Origin of the sequence: Pseudomonas sp. W2Aug9 (assembly GCF_023127755.1) — a bacterium.
Lineage (GTDB): Bacteria > Pseudomonadota > Gammaproteobacteria > Pseudomonadales > Pseudomonadaceae > Aquipseudomonas > Aquipseudomonas synxantha_A.
This window is the reverse complement of the sequence record NZ_SPKL01000010.1, coordinates 470068-489932: the sequence shown is the minus strand read 5'-3', so window position 1 is coordinate 489932 and position 19865 is coordinate 470068. Positions and strand designations below refer to the sequence as shown.

The 19865-nt window shown below is 59.9% G+C and carries 19 protein-coding genes; 5 read left to right on the top strand and 14 right to left on the bottom strand.

All coding sequences use genetic code 11. The annotated features are described in order from the left end of the window. Nucleotides 1-536 precede the first annotated feature (536 nt). Together E3O56_RS09085 and E3O56_RS09080 are read right to left on the bottom strand one after the other, a co-directional pair. Entirely contained in the window at nucleotides 537-3602 is a 3066-nt protein-coding gene (locus E3O56_RS09085) for an efflux RND transporter permease subunit (RefSeq protein ID WP_248128110.1), read from the bottom strand. 5 nt (nucleotides 3603-3607) lie between these two features. Beyond that, entirely contained in the window at nucleotides 3608-4708 is a 1101-nt protein-coding gene (locus E3O56_RS09080) for an efflux RND transporter periplasmic adaptor subunit (protein WP_032877470.1), read from the bottom strand. Nucleotides 4709-4801: 93 nt separating this feature from the next. Between E3O56_RS09080 and E3O56_RS09075 the strand changes: the two genes are divergently transcribed. After that, entirely contained in the window at nucleotides 4802-5455 is a 654-nt protein-coding gene (locus E3O56_RS09075) for a TetR/AcrR family transcriptional regulator (protein WP_078820459.1), read from the top strand. A gap of 91 nt (nucleotides 5456-5546) precedes the next feature. Here E3O56_RS09075 and E3O56_RS09070 read toward each other — a convergent pair whose 3' ends face one another. Further along, nucleotides 5547-6329, bottom strand: a complete 783-nt coding sequence (locus E3O56_RS09070; RefSeq protein WP_032877472.1) for a class I SAM-dependent methyltransferase — start codon at nucleotides 6327-6329, stop codon at nucleotides 5547-5549. A gap of 96 nt (nucleotides 6330-6425) precedes the next feature. On the opposite strand from E3O56_RS09070, the gene E3O56_RS09065 reads away from it, so the two are divergent. Continuing rightward, complete coding sequence (locus E3O56_RS09065) at nucleotides 6426-7046, top strand: hypothetical protein (RefSeq protein WP_032877474.1); 621 nt, start codon at nucleotides 6426-6428, stop codon at nucleotides 7044-7046. A 3-nt stretch (nucleotides 7047-7049) separates the two neighbouring features. Here the strand turns inward: E3O56_RS09065 and E3O56_RS09060 are convergent, their stop codons facing one another. The 6 genes from E3O56_RS09060 to ppc form a co-directional block, all read right to left on the bottom strand. Beyond that, nucleotides 7050-7748 carry an extensin family protein gene (locus tag E3O56_RS09060; protein WP_032877475.1) on the bottom strand — a complete coding sequence of 233 codons (699 nt, stop codon included), beginning with the start codon at nucleotides 7746-7748 and terminating at the stop codon, nucleotides 7050-7052. 81 nt (nucleotides 7749-7829) lie between these two features. Next, nucleotides 7830-8690, bottom strand: coding sequence for a DUF72 domain-containing protein (locus E3O56_RS09055; RefSeq protein WP_216090827.1), 861 nt, complete (start codon nucleotides 8688-8690; stop codon nucleotides 7830-7832). Further along, on the bottom strand, nucleotides 8690-8992 hold the full coding sequence (locus E3O56_RS09050; protein WP_032877477.1) for a hypothetical protein: 303 nt from the start codon (nucleotides 8990-8992) through the stop codon (nucleotides 8690-8692). Before E3O56_RS09050 ends, E3O56_RS09055 begins: the two co-directional genes overlap by 1 nt. 160 nt (nucleotides 8993-9152) lie before the next feature. Then, nucleotides 9153-9839: a tRNA (adenosine(37)-N6)-threonylcarbamoyltransferase complex dimerization subunit type 1 TsaB gene (gene tsaB, locus E3O56_RS09045; RefSeq protein WP_216090826.1), complete on the bottom strand. Its 687-nt coding sequence runs from the start codon at nucleotides 9837-9839 to the stop codon at nucleotides 9153-9155. A gap of 90 nt (nucleotides 9840-9929) precedes the next feature. Then, complete coding sequence (gene adk / locus E3O56_RS09040) at nucleotides 9930-10577, bottom strand: adenylate kinase (protein WP_005785523.1); 648 nt, start codon at nucleotides 10575-10577, stop codon at nucleotides 9930-9932. Between the two features lie 280 nt (nucleotides 10578-10857). Beyond that, complete coding sequence (gene ppc / locus E3O56_RS09035) at nucleotides 10858-13503, bottom strand: phosphoenolpyruvate carboxylase (RefSeq protein WP_216090825.1); 2646 nt, start codon at nucleotides 13501-13503, stop codon at nucleotides 10858-10860. A 196-nt stretch (nucleotides 13504-13699) separates the two neighbouring features. Here ppc and E3O56_RS09030 point away from each other — a divergent pair, with 196 nt between their 5' ends. From E3O56_RS09030 to E3O56_RS09020, 3 genes are all read left to right on the top strand, one after another. Then, on the top strand, nucleotides 13700-14044 hold the full coding sequence (locus tag E3O56_RS09030; protein WP_005785520.1) for a hypothetical protein: 345 nt from the start codon (nucleotides 13700-13702) through the stop codon (nucleotides 14042-14044). Between the two features lie 283 nt (nucleotides 14045-14327). Beyond that, the gene (locus E3O56_RS09025) at nucleotides 14328-14753 is read left to right on the top strand and encodes a DUF4398 domain-containing protein (RefSeq protein ID WP_005785519.1); all 426 of its coding nucleotides are present in this window, start codon (nucleotides 14328-14330) and stop codon (nucleotides 14751-14753) included. Nucleotides 14754-14809: 56 nt separating this feature from the next. Next, the gene (locus E3O56_RS09020; protein WP_005785517.1) at nucleotides 14810-15595 is read left to right on the top strand and encodes an OmpA family protein; all 786 of its coding nucleotides are present in this window, start codon (nucleotides 14810-14812) and stop codon (nucleotides 15593-15595) included. Nucleotides 15596-15996: 401 nt separating this feature from the next. On the opposite strand, the gene E3O56_RS09015 is transcribed toward E3O56_RS09020, so the two are convergent. The 5 genes from E3O56_RS09015 to E3O56_RS08995 form a co-directional block, all read right to left on the bottom strand. Then, entirely contained in the window at nucleotides 15997-16353 is a 357-nt protein-coding gene (locus E3O56_RS09015) for a hypothetical protein (protein ID WP_248128109.1), read from the bottom strand. Nucleotides 16354-16478: 125 nt separating this feature from the next. Next, nucleotides 16479-16805 carry a hypothetical protein gene (locus E3O56_RS09010; protein WP_228309417.1) on the bottom strand — a complete coding sequence of 109 codons (327 nt, stop codon included), beginning with the start codon at nucleotides 16803-16805 and terminating at the stop codon, nucleotides 16479-16481. Then, nucleotides 16802-17707 (bottom strand): alpha/beta hydrolase, encoded by a 906-nt coding sequence (locus E3O56_RS09005; RefSeq protein ID WP_032877483.1) that lies wholly within the window; start codon nucleotides 17705-17707, stop codon nucleotides 16802-16804. Before E3O56_RS09005 ends, E3O56_RS09010 begins: the two co-directional genes overlap by 4 nt. A gap of 108 nt (nucleotides 17708-17815) precedes the next feature. Beyond that, nucleotides 17816-19093 carry a flavohemoglobin expression-modulating QEGLA motif protein gene (locus tag E3O56_RS09000; RefSeq protein ID WP_005785511.1) on the bottom strand — a complete coding sequence of 426 codons (1278 nt, stop codon included), beginning with the start codon at nucleotides 19091-19093 and terminating at the stop codon, nucleotides 17816-17818. Nucleotides 19094-19146: 53 nt separating this feature from the next. Beyond that, entirely contained in the window at nucleotides 19147-19863 is a 717-nt protein-coding gene (locus E3O56_RS08995; protein WP_078820451.1) for a TetR family transcriptional regulator, read from the bottom strand. Between the last annotated feature and the right edge of the window lie 2 nt (nucleotides 19864-19865).

Sequence of the window (19865 nt, the reverse complement as noted above, 5' to 3'; positions counted from 1 at the left end):
CTGGTAACGGGCCTTGGCGCAGTTGTTTCAGGTCAAGCCTGTCACGGGTTTAACGAAACAGCGGATACAAAGGTCTGCTGGGTGATTGATACCCGTTGACCGGTTGTTGATGCAGGTATGACGGGTTGTGATACCTGGTGGGTTGGGCATAGCTAAAATGCGGGCGGTGGTAATGACCTGAACTGCCATGATGAGGTCTATACGGTTGGGTAACCGCGAAATCATTTCGCGGCGCATGATTACCCAGCAAGGCCTCGAGAAAAGCCCCTTTGAAAGCCGCAATCGCATTAAAGAACGACATGTAAAACTCCATGAACTCAATGAAAAGGCCTGGCCGCCACATGGCAGTGCCAAGTCCTCTGCCTGTCCGTCAGGCATTGCCTGAGTGGAGTTACAAGGGCAAGCGTTCCATCTGAGCGACTGCGTGTTTGCATCGGTATGTAAATACTGCCCGGTGGGAATCAGGGGATGGCCAGGCACCGGCCTGGCAGAGAAACCCGCAAAAAACACATGTACGGGAAACAGCAAACACCTCGCTACGCTACCTCCTTCCTGACTCTGAACCACGCCGCGTACAACGCCGGCAAAAACAACAGCGTCAACGCCGTCGCCACAATCAACCCGCCCATGATCGCCACAGCCATGGGCCCGAAAAACACGCTGCGCGACAGTGGGATCATCGCCAGCACCGCCGCCAGGGCCGTCAGCACAATCGGACGAAAGCGTCGCACGGTCGCTTCGATAATCGCCTGCCACGGCGCCAGTCCGGCCTTGATGTCCTGCTCGATCTGGTCCACCAGAATGACCGAGTTACGCATGATCATTCCCGACAACGCGATCGTGCCAAGCATGGCGACGAAGCCAAAGGGTTGGCGGAATACCAGCAGGAACAAGGTCACACCGATCAGGCCGAGGGGGGCAGTCAGAAAAACCATCGCCGTGCGTGAGAAACTGCGCAATTGCAGCATCAGCAAAGTCAGCACCACCACGATGAACAGCGGCACGCCGGCCTTCACCGAGTTTTGCCCGCGAGCAGAGTCTTCGACGGTGCCACCCACTTCCAACAGGTAACCGTCCGGCAGTTCGGCACGCACACCTGTGAGCGTCGGCAGGATCTGCTGCACCAAGGTCGCCGGTTGTTCCTTGCCGTAGATATCGGCACGCACGGTCACGGTCGGCAGGCGGTTGCGGTGCCAGATGATGCCTTCTTCGAAACCGTATTCGAGGGTGGCGATCTGCGACAGCGCCACGCTTTTACCATTGTCAGTGGGTACGGCAAGGCTCGGCAGCAGCGACAACTCGGTGCGTTCGTGGACGGTACCGCGCAGGAGGATCTCGATCAATTCGTTGTCCTCCCGGTATTGGCTGACGCTGGAACCGGTCAGGGAACTCTGCAGGAATTTCGACAGGTTGGCAGTACTCACGCCAAGGGCGCGCGCCCGGTCCTGGTCGATATTCAGATACACAATTTTGCTCGGCTCTTCCCAGTCCAGATGCACGTTAACCACGTGGGTGTTTTCGCGCACCTTGGCCGCCACTTTGCGGGCCAGGGCGCGGACCTCTTCGATGTGTTCGCCGGTCACGCGAAACTGCACCGGATAGCCCACGGGCGGGCCATTCTCCAGACGAGTGACCCGCGAGCGCAGCTCGGGGAACTGCTCGTTGAGCGTTTCAATCAGCCAGGTGCGCAGGCTTTCACGCTCCTCGATGGTGTTGGCCAACACCACGAACTGCGCGAAGCTGGCGGCCGGCAGTTGCTGGTCCAGCGGCAGGTAGAACCGCGGCGAGCCGGTGCCCACGTAGGCCACATAGTTTTCGATACCCGCGTGCGCCTTGAGCAATACCTCCAGACGCTTGACCTGCTCGGCGGTGTTGCTCAGGGAGGCGCCTTCGGCCAGTTTCAGGTCGACCATCAGTTCCAGGCGCCCGGAAGCAGGGAAGAACTGCTGCGGTACAAAGCGGAACAACGCGACCGAGCCGATAAACAACAGCAGGGTCAACACGATGACCGTCTTGCGCCGACGTATACACCACTCCACCAAACGTCTTACACGCTGGTAGAAAGGCGTGCCGTAGGGATCCGGGCCGTCGGTGCCGTGCTTGGCCGCGTGAATTTTCGCCAGGTCCGGCAGCAGCTTTTCCCCGAGATACGGTACAAAGACCACGGCAGCCACCCAGGAGGCCAATAAGGCAATGGTCACCACTTGGAAGATCGAGCGAGTGTATTCACCGGTGCTCGACTGCGCAGTGGCAATCGGCAAAAAGCCCGCCGCCGTGATCAAGGTACCGGTGAGCATGGGGAATGCTGTGCTGGTCCAGGCGAAGCTCGCAGCCTTGAGCCGGTCGTAGCCCTGCTCCATTTTGATCGCCATCATTTCCACAGCGATGATCGCGTCATCCACCAGCAAACCCAGGGCCAGCACCAGAGCGCCAAGGGAAATCTTGTGCAGGCCGATGCCCAGGTAATACATGCAGGCAAATGTCATCGCCAGTACCAGCGGGATCGCCAGGGCGACCACCATGCCGGTGCGCACACCGAGGGAGAAAAAACTCACCAGCAATACAATGGCCAATGCCTCGGCGAGCACCTGGACGAATTCGCCGACGCTGGTCTTCACCGCTGCCGGTTGGTCGGACACCTTGCGCAGCTCCATGCCCGCAGGAAGGTTCTTTTGCAGGCGTGCGAATTCACTCTCAAGAGCTTTGCCCAGTACCAGAATATCCCCACCGTCGCGCATGGCCACGGCCAGGCCGATGGCGTCCGCGCCCATATAACGCATGCGCGGTGCCGGTGGGTCGTTGAAGCCCCGATGGATATCGGCCACGTCTCCGATACGAAAGGTGCGATCGCCCACTCGAATCGGGAAGTCGCGAATCTGCTCCACGGTTTTGAAGTTGCCCGACACGCGCAACTGCACACGCTCGCTCGGGGTTTCAAAAAAGCCGGCGGTCGATACGGCATTTTGTTCCTGCAACGCCTGCTGTACTGCGGCCAACGGCAAACCCAGGGTGGCAAGCTTGAGGTTGGACAGTTCGATCCAGATCTTCTCGTCCTGCAGGCCAAGCAACTCGACCTTGCCCACGTCCGGCACCCGTTGCAGCTGAATCTGGATGCGGTCGGCGTAATCCTTGAGCACGGCATAGTCAAAACCATCGCCGGTCAGGGCGTAGATATTGCCGAAGGTGGTGCCGAACTCGTCGTTGAAAAATGGCCCCTGGATATCCGGTGGCAAGGCTTGGCGGATGTCGCTGATTTTCTTGCGCACCTGGTACCACAACTCAGGAATTTGCGCCGAACGCATCGAGTCGCGGGCGATGAAAGTGACCTGGGATTCGCCAGGGCGCGAGAAAGACACAATGCGCTCGTACTCACCGGTCTCCATCAATTTTTTCTCGATGCGTTCGGTAACTTGGCGCGACACCTCCTGGGCCGTGGCGCCGGGCCAGTTGGTCTTGATCACCATGGCCTTGAAGGTAAAGGGCGGGTCCTCGCTTTGCCCCAGCTTGGTGTAGGACAAGGTGCCGACCACGGCCAGCAGGATCATCAAAAACAGTACGATCTGGCGATTACGCAGCGCCCATTCGGAAAGATTGAAACCCATCGGGATTACTCCTTGGCCGCCAGATTCACGACACGGTTGGAGCGATCCACAGGGCGCACTTGCTGGCCCTCATGCAGCACATGCACGCCTGCGGCAACCACCCAGTCGGTGGGAGCCAAGCCTTCGAGCACCGGCACATTTTTTTCACCGAACGCACCAATGCGCACCGTCGTACGCTCAAGGGTGTTGTCCGGCTTTACCCGCCAGACGAAGGACGCGCCGTTCTCTGCGCTGAGGGCAGACAGCGGTACCGAGAGCGCAATGACGCCGTCGGTTTGTATGAATACGCGCGCGCTCTGGCCCAGTTCGGCAGGGACTTTACCGCCGGTGAAGGCTACACGGGCGGCGAAGGTGCGGGATTTCGGGTCGGCTGCGGGTGACAGTTCACGGATGCGTCCGGCGAAGCGCTGTTCGGGCTGGCTCCACAACTCTACCGACACCGGCTGGCCGACCTTGAAGCGGCCGAAGCCTTGCTCGGGCAGGCTGATCAGCACTTCGCGCTCACCATCGGTGGCCAGGGTGAACACGGTCTGCCCCGCCGAGACCACTTGGCCGACTTCGACAGCACGCTTGGCGACCACGCCGTCCTGGGGCGCGCGCAGCACGGCATATCCGGCCTGGTTGCTCGACACGTCGAACTCGGCCTTGATCTGCTTCAGGCGCGCTTCACCTGCTCGGTAGAGGTTTTCGGCGTTGTCGTACTGCGAGCGGCTGACCATCTGACGGTCCATCAGGGTCTTGTAGCGATCGCGCTCAGCGCGCACCAGGTTCAGATTGGCCTCAGCGCCGGCCACTTGGGCACGACTGGCTTCCAGTTGCAGGCGCACATCCTGGGGGTCAAGTTCAGCCAGTGGCTGGTTGGCCTTGACCCGCTCGCCCTCTTCCACCAGCCGCTTGCTGACTTTGCCGCCGATGCGAAAGGCCAGGTCCGGCTCATAACGGGCACGAACTTCACCGGGGTAGCTGTCCATTGCCTGTGCCGAGGGCTGCGGCTGCACCACCATGGCGGGGCGGACGGTGGCCTGGGTCGCTTCTTCATGGCCGCAGGCGGCCAATAAAAAGACCAGGCTGACAGGCAAAGCAAGGGGCAGGAACGCGCTGCGCATGCTGAAGGACCTTTCGCAAATGGAGCTTGGAATAATTATACTGGCCGGTATGTTATTAATACCAAACTCGCCAGTCCAGTATTAAAGGTGAAAATGTCCGACAATCCTGTGAACACCGCCAGCCCCGGGCGTCCCAAGGACATGGCAAAACGCCAGGCAATCCTCGAAGCCGCGAAATCCCTGTTCCTGGGCAATGGCTACGCGAACACCAGCATGGATGCCGTCGCGCTTGCGGCGGGCGTCTCGAAACTCACCGTCTACAGCCACTTCACCGATAAAGAGACGTTGTTCACCGCGGCGGTAGTGGCCAAATGTGAAGAGCAATTGCCGGTGATGTATTTCGAACTCCCCACAGGCATGCCCGTAGAGACGGTATTGCTGAACATCGCACGGGGCTTTCATCGGCTGATCAACAGCGAGGAGTCGGTGAACCTGCATCGCCTGATGATGACCACCGGCAATCAGGACGTGAAGCTCTCGCGGATCTTCTTCGAAGCCGGCCCCATGCGCATGTTGCAAGGCATGGAGCGCCTGCTCGGCAAGATCGACCAGAGCGGTGCCTTACACATCGACAACCCCTTCAAAGCGGCGGAGCACTTCTTTTGCCTGCTCAAGGGCACGGCGAACTTTCGCCTGTTGTACGGCTGCGGCGGGCAACTGAGCGCAGAAGAGGCAGAAGAACATGTGCAGGACGTGGTGAAGTTGTTTATGCGGGCCTATCGCAGCCCGGTCTCGACAACAGCGTAGGGTGCAGCAACCGACCGTAACCATCGGGAGCAAGCCCCCTCCCACATTTGGATCTCGCAGCATCACGAATATGAGTGCTGTTGCTTGCAGCTTATGGCTTGAGCGCTTTCTTGGGATAAATATCGTAGCGGCTGGACTTGCCATCCAACGCATGACTCGGCTTGGGCCCGTCAATGCACGGCGCCTTGCGCGGGCGCTTGACCACCACACGGTGGCTGGCCAAAGCCAGGGCGGCAGCGAGCAAGGCCGGTGCATCCGGATCATCGCCCACCAACGGTCGAAACAGGCGCATTTCCTTCTTCACCAGGGCGGTTTTCTCACGGTGTGGAAACATCGGGTCCAGGTAGATCACCTGGGGCGGCTCGCCCTCCCAATTGAGCATCACATCGATGGAGTTGCCCTTGAGCAGCTTCATGCGCGCCACAATCGGTGCCACTTCAAAATCCTGCGCAGCGCGTGCCAGGCCGTCTTCGAGCAAGGCACCGATCAACGGCTGGCGTTCGATCAGGCTCATCTCGCACCCCAGGCTGGCCAATACGAACGCGTCCTTGCCCAACCCGGCCGTGGCGTCCAGCACCTTGGGCCGTACGCCTTGGGCGATGCCCACGGCCTTGGCGATCATTTGCCCACTGCCACCGCCATATAAACGCCGATGTGCCGCGCCGCCTTCGACAAAGTCGACCCGCACCGGCCCCGGCGCATCGGGCCCAAGCTGCTGCAATTGCAGGCCCTGCTCGCCCACTTGCAGGGAAAAATCCGCATCCGCCACCTGTAAAGGCAAGCCCAGCAGCGAAGCCCACTGCTCGGCGCAGGCCTGGAAACTGTCGGCCAACGCCTCGACCTGGATGCGGCTGGCCGCTGGTTGTTCGTTCATCAATCGCTACGCTCAAAAATATTAAGGATCGGCAAACAGCGGCCGATAAAAACAGCAGTCAGGTATTTTGCCAGAGCTGAGCGTCGACCGAGAAAAATGTCAGACATTCTTCCCCTAACCATCGGTGTACTGCCGACCCACAACCACTACGGCCTGCGCAATACTCAAGCGCTGGCCGGGGTGAGTCATGTGTGGCAGGACTTCTTCGCCCGGGCGCTGGCCGAACAGCTCGGTGAAACGCCGCAGGCACTGGCCGCCAAGGCGCCTGCACCTGCCGACCCTTCGGTCGAACCCGGCGAAGGCGCCGACATGCTCTCGCAGATCCTCACCCAGCGTGAGTGTGACGTGAAAGACACCGAGATCGCCCCGCCTGAGCCGCTGTTCCTGCCGATTGCCGAATTCGAAACCGAGTTGCTGCCACCGGCGCCGATACCCTTCCCGGAAGAAGAACTCGTCGCCCAGCAGCGCCAGCAGGACTTCGACAGCGGTTGGGTCCGCCCGATTGTGCTGAACGCCGGCCAACCACTACCAGAGCCCGGCCCGGCCCCCGAGCCACGCACACTGCACTTGCCGATTGCCGAGTTCGAACTGGACCTGTTGCCACCGGCTGCCGAGCCATACCCCGAAGAAGAATTGATGGCGCAACAGAAGGCGCTGGATTTCGACTACTACTGGGCGCGCCCACTGGTGACCCACAACCTGCGCCTGGCCGCTTAAGCCTCAGCGACACACCCACCATCGCCCCATATCCAGGTGAAAATGGTTGCGGTGAGCAGCGTTGTAATCCGGGCTCAGCACCACGTTGAAATCATCACAGGCACCATCGCGCACCAAGCGCAGGAAACGCGCACTGTCGCCCTCCCCCGGCCAATCCTTCAACACGCTGATGCTGCGCCCGTCCGCCAGACGAAAACCGGAGATATCCAAGGCATTGGCCGAGGCATGTTGGCTCAGGCGCCCGTCGGCACGGTTGTAAACATTACGGCAGGCAAAGCTGCCCAAATGCTCGACCCGACTCACCGCCTGGCCGAACACTGCCTGGGCCGCCGGTTGCAGGCTGTGACGCTCGAACAACGCGAACGCCACAGCCAGGGGGCAACTGGCCAGAAAGCTGCTGCTCAGAGCCACCTCAGCGCCCTGCACACGCAGGACATTGCGCAACGGGCACGCCGCATCGGCAGCGGTATCCGCCTGACGGCTGACCCGCAGGCCGGAGGTTTTCAAGACTTGGTCACACAGCGCCGGATCATCCTGCAAACGGCTGAGCTTGTAGCGCGTGAGCAGGTTGGGACTGGCGCGCACATCCAGGGGTGCCCAGGGGTTCCACTCAGCCGGCATCGGCACCCAGCCACGCCAGACGCCCAGCGCGAAAGCGCCCGCCAGCAGCAACAGCAGGCCCAGCACTTTTATCGAACCCACGGCTCAATCCTTGAAAAATCGGATGTCTAGGGGGCGTTCTCAATTAGTTTCCCCGCCGGGGAAACTAATTGAGAACGCCCCCTAGAGTAACCCCAGTTGCTGCGCAACGGGCTCTCGATGCAGGGTGGGCAGCGGCGGCAGGCCGGGCAGGCGCGCCATCAGCTGTGCATGAAAGCGCAACGCCAGTTGTGCCGCGAGGCGGTTGTCCGAGGTGTGCAGGAATATGTACGGCGTGCGTCCCTCTTCGATCCAACTGGCGATCTTTTCCACCCATGGGATCAGGAACGGGTCATTGGCCTCCAGCTCCGGATGCCCGATGAAGCGCACCTGGGGAAACTGGGTCAGCGCCGCCGGTCGCGGTGGCACCTTGGGCTTTTTGGATTGGGCGTGCAGCACTGCCGCCGAGGTTGACGTACAACTGAACAGGGCGCGAGGGTCGAGGCAGATGCGCTCGACGCCACGATCGCGCAACAGGCGGTTGAGCATACGCTCGGCGTCTCCCTTGGCGAAGAACTGCTCGTGCCGGACTTCCACGGCCAATGGACGATCAATGCCATCGAGGAAACCGGCCAGTTCGGCCAGGCGCTGCGGGGTAAACGCTTTTGAGAGCTGCAGCCACAGCGGTGAAACGCGCTCACCCAAAGGGCTCATCAAACTGACAAAACTCTCTGCCGCGGGCAATTGCTCACGCAAGTCACCCGCATGGCTGATATCCCCTGGGAATTTGGCGGTGAAGCGAAAGTCAGCCGGCATGATCTCGGCCCAGCGCTGCACGGTAGCGGCCGAAGGTCGAGCATAAAACGTGGTATTGCCTTCAACCGCATTGAAGACTTGAGAATAGAGCCCGAGGTAATCGCTGGAACGCGCCTCCACCGGGTACAGGTACTCACGCCAGGCGTTTTCACTCCAGGACGGGCAACCAATGTAATAAGGCAAACCCATCAGATATGAATGTCGAGACCCAGCACTTCCATATCCCATTCGACAAAGCCGGCGGTGGTCAGGTAACTGGCCAGGGCGGTGGCAACGCTTTTGCTCATGGAGCGGGGGAAGACCATGTCTTGCTGGCGGGCAGGAACGCCGCTGATACGTGCGCTCCCGGCCCCCTTGGCGCTGGAGGGCGAATCAGCGTGGACTTCAATGAAGTCCGGCGAATCCTCTACGGACTCGTCTACCGTCACGTTCGCCTTGCGTGGCTTACGCTTGAGAGGGTAGGACTGTGAGGAGAAGCCGTCTATACGCATACATGCAGACTCGGTATCAATGATGGCAATTTAGCGGCACTTTCCGTAGTGCGCAAATGCTCTGGTGATAACTAGAACACATAATTTGTAAAAGGTTTAAAAACCGCGGCAAATTCTGACGATTGGCGAAATTTGCCACCGAATGCCCACATTTTTGGCGTCAAATAATTCCGCGCTCGGCCTTTGTCTGCGCCACTTTATCGCGCAGGTAAACCGGTGCCGCTTGATCCGCCGGGACCGCCTCACCGCGTTCGAATGCAAAACGTGCCAACGCCAGCAGATCTTCGGCATGGGGCAACATCGCAGCGTCCTGCCCTACCAAATGCACGTCGATGCGTTCGCCATAACCCCAGCCGGTGCCGGCACCGAACCACTCACCGCTGGCATCAGCCGGCAACCCTGCCGCTTCTGGCGGCTGCACTGCCTCCACGCCCACCAGACGCATTTCACCGGCAGTTTCGCGGTAGCAGCCCCAATAGACTTCATCCATCCGCGCATCAATCGCCGCGGCCACTTGCGTGGCGCCGCGTTCACGCAGTGCGCGCTGGGCCAGCACGGCAAGGTTGGACACCGGTAACACCGGGCGCTCCAACGCAAACGCCAGGCCCTGCACCACGCCAATGGCAATGCGCACACCAGTAAAGGCACCGGGGCCGCGACCAAAGGCGATGGCATCCACGGCAGCCAGGGTGATACCGGCGTCTTCGAGCAACTGCTTGATCATCGGCAGCAACTTCTGCGCGTGCAGGCGCGGGATCACCTCGTAGTGGCTCGTTACCTTGCCATCGTGCAGCAAGGCAACGGAGCAAGCTTCAGTCGCGGTGTCCAGGGCCAGCAGGGTGCTCATCGGTGTGGGTGTCCAAATCGGGAAAAAGTGCGCCAGTATAAACAACAACGGCCCGCAAGCGGGCCGTTGTACGCAAAGCTGATGGCGGGATCAGCTCAGTGCTTGCATCACCTTGGCGGTAATGGCTTCTACCGAACCCACGCCAGGGATATGGCTGTACTTCGGCTTGCCTTGGGCCGCGGACAACTTCTGGTAGAAGTCCACCAGTGGCTTGGTCTGGGAGTGATAGACCGACAGGCGATGACGCACGGTTTCTTCGGTGTCGTCTTTACGCTGCACCAGGTCTTCACCGGTGACATCGTCCTTGCCCGCCACTTTTGGCGGGTTGTAGACGATGTGGTAAACGCGGCCCGAGCCTTCGTGAACGCGACGACCGGCAATACGCTGGACGATTTCTTCGTCTTCTACGGCGATTTCAACCACCGCATCCAACTCAACACCCGCCTTCACCAAGGCTTCAGCCTGGGGAATGGTGCGAGGGAAACCGTCGAACAGGAAGCCGTTCTTGCAATCTTCCTGGCTGATGCGTTCCTTGACCAGGTTGATGATCAGATCATCGGAGACCAGGCCGCCGCTGTCCATCACGCTCTTGGCGATCAGGCCCAGCTCGGTGCCGGCTTTGACAGCAGCACGCAGCATGTCGCCGGTGGAGATTTGTGGAATGCCGAATTTTTCAGTGATGAACTTTGCCTGAGTACCTTTACCGGCCCCGGGAGCTCCCAGCAGAATGACGCGCATCGATGTGCTCCTCAATTTTTTATAGAGATGACGCTCGGATTCGCCGCGTGGGGCCAATCTCGTAAAAATATGGTTCCAGGCCGATCAAACGGCCAAAGGCTGATCAAGATACACAGCGGGCCCTCACCATACAAGCCGCCAAAAGTAGGAGAAACCCGCACCCGGCATACGTCAGCGACAGGGTGTGCCTGAGCGCAACCCGCCTCCTCAAACAACGACCGCCCTTTTCAGGACGGTCGTCGTGGTTGATCCGCAAGCCGTTGAGAACACGCAAGAAACCTCAACCGGTGTTGCGCAAACCGGCGGCAATACCGGCCACGGACACCAGCAGCGCCTGTTCCAGAGGGCTGTCTTGCGCCGCCTCTTGCCGACGGGACCGCGCCAGCAACTCGGCCTGCAACAGGTGCAACGGGTCGAGGTAGGTGTTGCGCAGGCGGATGAACTCCAAGGTGTCAGGGCTATGGGCCAGCAACTGCGACTGGCCGGTCAAGCCAAGCACCACATTACAGGCCTGCGACAATAGGTCGCGTAAATGCGCACCCAATGGCAGCAGGTCTGGCTGCACCAGGCGCTCATCATAAAGACGGGCGATATCGGCATCGGCCTTGGCCAGCACCATTTCCAGCATGTCGATGCGCGTGCGGAAAAACGGCCACTGTTCACGCATCTGCGCCAGCAACTCACCTTCCCCCCGCTCCAGCGCCTTGCTCAATGCCGCCTCCCAGCCGAGCCAGGCAGGCAGCATCAGGCGCGTCTGGGTCCAGCCGAAGATCCACGGGATCGCGCGCAAGCTTTCAATCCCACCTGCGCGACGCTTGGCCGGGCGGCTGCCCAGGGGCAAACGGCCCAACTCCTGCTCCGGCGTGGACTGGCGAAAATACTCGACGAACTGCGGATTTTCCCGCACCACGGCGCGGTAAGCGCTGACACCGTCTGCCGCCAATTCGTCCATCAAGTGACGCCAGGCAGGCTCCGGTGGTGGCGGCGGCAGCAGTGTCGCTTCCAGCACGGCGGCCAGGTAGAGGTTGAGGTTCTGCTCGGCGATATCCGGCAGGCCGAATTTGAAGCGGATCATCTCGCCTTGTTCCGTGGTGCGGAAACGCCCTGCCACCGAGCCCGGTGGCTGCGACAGGATCGCCGCGTGGGCCGGGCCGCCGCCACGACCAACGGTGCCACCACGACCATGGAACAACAGCAGTTCCACCTGCTGTTCGCGGCAGATATCGACCAGACGCTCCTGCGCCCGGTATTGCGCCCAGGCGGCGGCGGTAGTGCCTGCGTCCTTGGCCGAGTCGGAGTAGCCGATCATCACTTCCTGAGGCCCCTGCAACCGCGCGCGATAACCCGGCAGTTGCAACAGCCGCTCCATCACCGGCCCGGCGTTATCCAGGTCAGCCAGCGTTTCGAACAACGGCACCACACGCATCGGTCGTTGTACGCCCGACTCTTTCAACAGCAACTGCACCGCCAGCACATCCGAGGCGGCACCCGCCATGGAGATAACATACGAGCCCAATGAGGCAGCCGGTGCGGCGGCGATTTCCTTGCAGGTATTGAGCACCTCGGCGGTGTCTGCCGACGCTTTGAAATACCCCGGCAGCAACGGCCGACGACTGGCCAGTTCCTGGGTCAGGAAGCTGATGCGTGCGTCTTCGTCCCAATCCTCATAACGCCCAAGGCCCAGGTAGTCAGTGATTTCAGTCATGGCCGCCGAGTGACGGCTGGAGTCCTGACGCACATCCAGGCGCACCAGGAACAGCCCGAAGGTCACCGCACGGCGCAAGCAGTCGAGCAGCGGCCCATCGGCGATCACGCCCATACCGCATTCATGCAGGGACTGGTAGCACAACTCCAGCGGGTCCAGCAGGTCGCGGTTGTTCTGCAACACTTCGGCAGGCGCCGGGGTGCTGGCCGTCAACGAAGCGTGAGCCCACTGGCGCGTGGCACGCAGGCGTTCGCGCAGTTGCTTGAGCAAGGCGCGATAGGGTTCGACGCTGTCGCCGACCTTGGCTTGCAACGCCGGGCTGGCCTGTTGCATCGACAGCTCGGAGGCCAGCTGATCGATGTCGCGCAAGTACAAATCCGCTGCCATCCAGCGCGCCAACAACAGCACCTCGCGGGTAACCGGCGCGGTGACATTGGGGTTGCCGTCACGATCGCCGCCCATCCACGAGGCAAAGCGAATCGGCGCAGCCTCCAGGGGCAGGCGCAAACCGGTAGCAGCGTGCAGGGCCTGGTCAGCCTTGCGCAGGTAATTGGGAATGGCGTGCCACAGCGAATGTTCGATCACCGCAAAGCCCCACTTGGCTTCGTCCACCGGGGTGGGCCGGATGCGGCGAATTTCTTCGGTGTGCCAGGCTTCGGCGATCAGCCGTTGCAAGCGTTCGCGGATCTGCTCGCGTTCGGCGCTGGTGAGGTCACGGTGGTCCTGGAGGGCCAGTTGCGCGGCGATGGCATCGTATTTCTGGATCAGGGTACGGCGAGCCACTTCGGTGGGGTGGGCGGTGAGCACCAGCTCGATCTCCAACCGTGCCAACTGCCGGGCCAGGGATTCATGGCTGTGCCCTTCGCTTTTCAGGCGCGCCAGCAACTCCGGCAACACCCGGGACTCAAAAGGCGCTGGTTGCGATTCATCGCGCCGATGAATCAGTTGATATTGTTCGGCAATGTTGGCCAGGTTGAGGAACTGGTTAAAGGCCCGGGCAACAGGCAGCAACTCGTCCTCTTGCAACTGATTCAAGCTGGCACTCAGTTCGTCGCCGGCCGCCTTGTCCGAGACGGCGCCGCGGCGGTCAGCCTTGGCGCCTTTGCGGATTTGCTCGATCTTGTCGAGAAAGTCATCGCCGTACTGCTCTCGAATGGTGTTGCCCAACAGTTCACCCAGCAGGTGAACATCCTCACGCAAGCGTGCATCGATATCACTCATCAGCCAATCTCCAGCCAGAAATCCGGGACGCGCAGGTGTTCCAGAGTGCCGTCGGCGTCGGTTTCTGACAAGGCCGAACGCAAACGACTTTAAACCTTGTGGCTTAAAGCTAGTCTCAAGCATGAGCCGTCGCGTTATTCACGCAGGCGGCTGGTCACTCATCACCGCCTGCCAACGCAGGCTTATTGAGGTAGCCATGAAAATTCGAGAACTGGCCCAGCATTGGGAAGAAACCGCCAAGGGTCGCCTGACCAAGACTGAGTACGCGATTCATCTGGATGTGGAATCTGCCGCAAGGCTGGCCGCCATTGCCGAGATGTACCCCAAGCGCCACGTCGAAGAACTGCTCGGCGAGCTGATCGGCGCCGCCCTTGAAGAGCTGGAAGAAAGCTTTCCCTATATCAAGGGCGACCAAGTGATTGCCACCGATGAAGAGGGGGACCCGCTGTATGAAGACGTGGGTCTCACACCCAGGTTTCTGACATTGTCGCGCCGCTATTTGCATGATTTGTCCGCCAGCGCTGACGAACAGAAACACTGAAAAACATTTTATTGACGTCAATCTAACCCAGGTATTCCGGGCTTTTTACAGGCTCGGAGTACCGTTGCGGGCTGCGAAAGTTCCATCTTTTGAACACTGACCACTCAGTCAGATATTTTTTCAGGCAATTCGCCATATCCGCTGAACTTTTGAAAAAAGCCTCAGGTCACAGCCAGTAGCCATCACTTGTGGAACGGTCGTTTGAACTGGCCTCATGAGCTTTACCGCCGGGCCCGCAACCGATACGCCACGATGGATTTTGATGTTTTTCAGGAGTTATCCAATGGAGTTGAAGACGATGAACACCAGCACCGCCAAATCCTCGTTTAACCACCTGCGCGGGCTCAAATTGGCCGCGCTGGCAATCGGCACCAGCTTCGTTCTGGCAGGCTGCGCCGGCAACCCTCCAACCGAGCAGTACGCCGTGACCCAATCGGCCGTTAACAGCGCCGTGAGCGCTGGCGGTACCGAGTTTGCAGCCGTGGAAATGAAGTCGGCTCAGGACAAGCTCAAAGAAGCTGAAATCGCGATGCACGACAAGAACTACGAGAAAGCTCGTCAGCTGGCTGAACAAGCCGAATGGGACGCCCGCGTCGCCGAGCGTAAAGCACAGGCTGCCAAGGCTCAACAGGCTGTGAAGGATTCCCAGAAGGCTGTTGAAGAACTGCGTAAGGAAGGCATGCGCCCAGCTGCAATCATGCAGAAGTAAGCCACTGCCCCTTGATTGCATCGCACCTGATATCGAATTGAAAGGACGACACGACTATGCGTAAACAATTGATGATCCCTGCCCTGCTAGCGATGAGCGTTGCCTTGGCGGCCTGCTCCACCCCGCCGAACGCGAACCTGGAAAATGCACGGACTAACTTCTCGGCCCTGCAAACCAACCCGCAAGCCACCAAACTGGCAGCCCTGGAAACCAAAGACGCCAGCGAATGGCTGGACAAGGCTGACAAGGCATACCGCGACAACGAAGACGAGAAGAAAGTCGACCAACTCGCTTACCTGACCAACCAGCGTGTTGAAGTTGCCAAGGACACCATCGTCCTGCGCGAATCCGAAGCCAAGCTGAAAAATGCCGGCGACGAACGTGCCCGCGCCCTGCTGGACGCCCGCGACGCGCAAATCAAGCAACTGCAAAACAGCTTGAACGCCAAGCAAACCGATCGCGGCACCCTGGTGACTTTCGGTGACGTACTGTTCGCCACCAACAAGTCCGACCTGAAATCCAGCGGCCTGGTGAACATCACCAAGCTGGCGCAGTTCCTGCGCGATAACCCGGATCGTAAAGTGATCGTTGAAGGCTACACCGACAGCACGGGTTCCGACTCGTACAACCAGAGCCTGTCGGAGCGTCGCGCAGCTTCCGTGCAACGTGCACTGGCTCAACAAGGCGTGGATATCTCGCGCATCGTGACCCAGGGCTACGGCAAGGAATATCCAGTTGCCGACAACGGCAGCGTTTCGGGCCGTGCCATGAACCGTCGCGTTGAAGTGACCATCTCCAACGACAACCAGCCAGTCAAGCCACGGTCTTCCGTTGCTAACTGATTGATTGTTGCCGGATAAAAAAACCCACCTCGCGGTGGGTTTTTTTTGGCTAGGAAAAATTGATTGGGCGATCTGTGTCTTCATCAGGCGGTTTTATCATGCCGGGGTCTTTGCAGCCCTGCGTCGAACTGCCTGCCGACTTGTTACGCGCCTGCTCCAGCGCATCTTGTCGTTCTAACGCCTGATGCGCCCTGACCATCGCCAGCATATTGCGTATCGCATCAATATTTATCACCACCGTCCCAGCCCCGCTGTAAAGAACTCACACCACCGTTTGTGGCGGTTTACGCAATTCAGTTCCAGGCGACTTCTTGAGGAGATACTGTGGTGGCACCGGCACGCCGTGGGCCGGCCACACTCATGCCCCCCCAAATCACTGGCAGGCTTTCAAAGGCAGGGGATTAAAACGCGATAGAGCCCGGGCTGTCGCCGCCGCCCACCTGAATCTGGCCTTGGCCAGATGTGCCACCTGGGTCTTTTGCCTCCAGGGCGGCTCTTTCTTCCAACAACTTCTTCAGCTTTTCGAGCAGTTCTTCAAGGCCCTCCCCGCCTCCAGCCCCCTGGGCCCCGCCCGAACCCTGCGAACCTTCGCCGCGCTTGGCTTGAATTTTATCCCGGATGTCCTGAATTAGCTGATCCAGGCCCTGCGAGGGTGCCTCGGAGCCAACTGAATAGCCCGCGCCAACTGAAAGTGAACCGCCGATACCGTCCATAAACTCGTACTCCAGATTAGTTAATACAATGCACTGATCAGACAAGCTGATCAGTCCACGATCTGTGGCAAGCGAGTACAGATGGTTCCAGGCTATATAGATTCGGACAGACCTCGCCTGACTAATCAGGAGACTTTAAGGACGTTTTCATACAACGGCGGTGTTAGGACTCACTGCTCCAGTTGCGGAGTTTCCTGCCCCATGCAACGCACGGCCTGCTTCTTGTTGTTCACCAGCACGCCGCTCAAGCCTTTTTGCTCGGTATCAAACATCACCAACACGCCGTCAACGCACTGCGCCACCTGCGCGGCAGGGGTCAGGGAAATTTTGTAATCCTCCCCCGGCACGGTTTTGAGCATGGTGAAGTCGCTGAGCAGCAACGCGTCTTGCGGCTTGGCGAAGTGCAGGTAGCCGTAATACCACAAGCACCCAACGGTACCGATGATAGTGCCGATGCCGGTGAGGATCAGCGGGATCATGTTGCGTTCTTCACTCATTGCGGGCTCTCTGATGAATCAACTTTAGGAATTGGATAATTCGGAATCTCGCCCAGCCGGCGCAGGCCGTTGAAGTGCTGCGGGTCGTCCAGGTAACGCAGCATGACGGTTTGCCAGGTCTTGTCGGCAAACGTCTGCACATGGCCGCCACGGGTCAGTTGCAACACCCTTGGCGCAGGGGCCACTTGATACAGGCGGATGCCATTGGCCACTGGCACGATGGGATCATCCAGGCTGTGGAACAACAGTTTTGGCACACCGGTCAGTTGGGGCATGGCATTGATTGCACTGTCGGCGTCGGGCACCAGCCACGACAGGGGCACCTGCAACGGCCAGGTTAACCAGGACGTGCTCAGGGCGAATTGTCCTACGTCACGATAACTGGCGGGTACGCCATCCAGTATCAGCGCCTTGAGCTGGGGTTGACGCGCCGGATGGGCCGCCAGGTAATGCACCGCCAGCGCGCCGCCCAGGCTTTGGCCGAGCACAATCAACGGTTGCCCCTGGGTTTCAGGAGCTTTGTCGAGCCAGCTGAATGCTGCGTCTATATCCTGATAGATCGCCGGCAAGGACGGTTTGCCTTGCGAAAGCCCATAGCCGCGATAATCGAGCAACAGCACTTGATAGCCTTGCTCCGGCAACCACCAACTGCCGCCCAGGTGCCAGGCGAGATTACCGCCGTTGCCGTGCAGGTGCAGCACCGTTCCCTTCAGAGGTACGCCGGGTTTAGCCGGCAACCACCAGGCGTGGAGCTTGAGGCCGTCAGCAGTGGTGATAGTGACGTCGCGGTATTGCAGGCGGGCTTTTTCCGGCGTGAAGGGCAGGCCAGGCTCGGGATAGAACAGCAAGGAGCTGCAGCCGTTCAATGTGAGTAGAAGGCATAAAATGCCGAGGATTCTCATCCGTTGAAACCTCGTAGGTGAGTTGAAACCTGAAGTCTTGTGAAGATCCAATGGTGGGAGGGGGCAAGCCCCCTCCCACACGGTGACCCGGTTGCTTCAATGAAATACCTAAAGGATATTGGAGTAATCCGCCTCGATCCGATCCAGGCTCAAGTGGTTGAGGAAGTTGGAAAAACACATCCACGCCGCCAGCGCGTTCATATCGCGAAACTGCTCCGGCAGGTACTTGGGCGGTACCACCAGCCCCTCGTCTACCAGTTGGCGCAGGGTGCGCATGTCTTCCAGGGTGGTCTTGCCACAGAACAGCAGCGGCACTTGTTCCAACTTGCCTTTGCGCACGGCGAGCTGGATGTAGTTGTAGACCATGATAAAGCCCTTGAGGTAGGACAAATCCTTGGTAAACGGCAGACCGGTCGGCACTGAACCACGGAACACCCGGCTGGCGTTGCCATAGCTTTCGGCCATTTCAAAGCCTTGCTCACGGAAGAACTCGAACACCTGCAGGAAGTCGGCGCCCTCCTCCACCATATGGATGGCGCGGGTACGGTTGGTCAATTTACGCAAGCGGCTGGGATAGGAGGCAAACGTGATGATTTCCATCAGGATCGCCAGGCCCTCCTGGGTCACGGTGGACGACGGCGGACCCTTGGACAGGAACGTGCAGATTGGCTGGTTCTGGCCATTGAGCGTGGTGCCCACATGCACCAGCCCTTCATGCACTTCCAGGGCGCGCACGTCGCGGTCGTTGAACATCGCGTCGGCGCGGATCTTGATATAGTCGGCGCCCGCCGCCGCATCCGCGACGATACCGTCGGACTCGAACACGCGGATGGTCTCTTCTGCCTCGCCAAACACCTTGTTCAGACGCGTTTGCAGCAGGCTCACCGCATCCTTGGCGGTGAGGGTCTTGGCTTCGTCCTTCAGATCGCCCCGGCCATCGATATTGTTCAGGTAGTCCGACAGCATCAGCCCCAGGTCTGCCAGGGTCGGGTCGCCGGCGTGGAACGCATCGGAGGCAGCGCCGTACAGTTCCTGGGATATCAGGCCAAAGTCCTCGGTACCGCGCGCTTCAAGCATACGCACCACCATGCGGTATTCGCGGCACATGCGCCGCATGATCTGCCCCACCGGGCTGAACTGGCCCAGGCGGCGGGTGATGTCGCGCTCGATGTTCTGGAACTCCAGCTTCACCGCACTGGAATCGAAAGACAGGGGCCGGTTCAGGTAGTAATCGCGGTCCACGGCAGGCATGGCTTTGCCCTTGGCCTTGAGGAATCCCTGGCGGATGTTCTCGTCCCACTTTACTGCGTCGAGAACCCGGATCGGTGTCTGCGCCAGCACAATGCGATCGGACAAGCTGCGTATCGTCTGCTGGTAATCGTCCACCCGGTGTTTTCCTCTTTAAACGTTGAGCGTTGTCAGGCTTTGCTCGAATGCTGTCAGACCGAGGCCAATACCAGGTGCATGTAACGCTTGAGGATTTCAAGCATCTCTTCACCGGTCAGAGGCTCTGCGCCGCCCAACAGGCCCTGATATTCCATCCGACTGATGATAGCCGTCAACACCTTGGCATCCTGCTGCGGCTCACGGGAGCCCAACACTTGAAAAAACTGCCCGGTGCCCTGCAACAGAATCTGTTGATGGGAGCGCACCAGTTCAGCCAGTCGCGGGTTCAGCAGGGCCTCCTGTCGAAACGCCTGCTCGGCCATCAGGTATTCGCGGCGGTTGGTCAGTTGGCGCAGCACGTAATCGGCGGTCAGCCGGGCAATGTCATCGGCCAGTTGCGCGCGCGACTGCGGGCTGCCATCGCCATAGGCAACCATCTCGCGCAACAAGCCCTCGTTACGCACCCACAGTTTGCCCATGAAGGCCGCGCTGCGCTCGACGTATTGGGCGAAGGTGTCGGTGAGCAGGTCATCGATATCCTTGAAATAGTAGGTGGTGGCCGACAACGGCACACCCGCCTCCGCCGCGACGGCTCGATGGCGTACGGCACGCACCCCTTCGCGCACCACGATGCGCATGGCCGCATCGAGAATGTCCTGGCGGCGTTGTTCGCTGCCGCGGCGGCTGGCCTTGCGGCCCTGGTACTGAACGCTTTCAGCCACGGCAGCAGCAATGCCGGCGGCACCTTCTTGAGCCATTACGCGGTTCACCA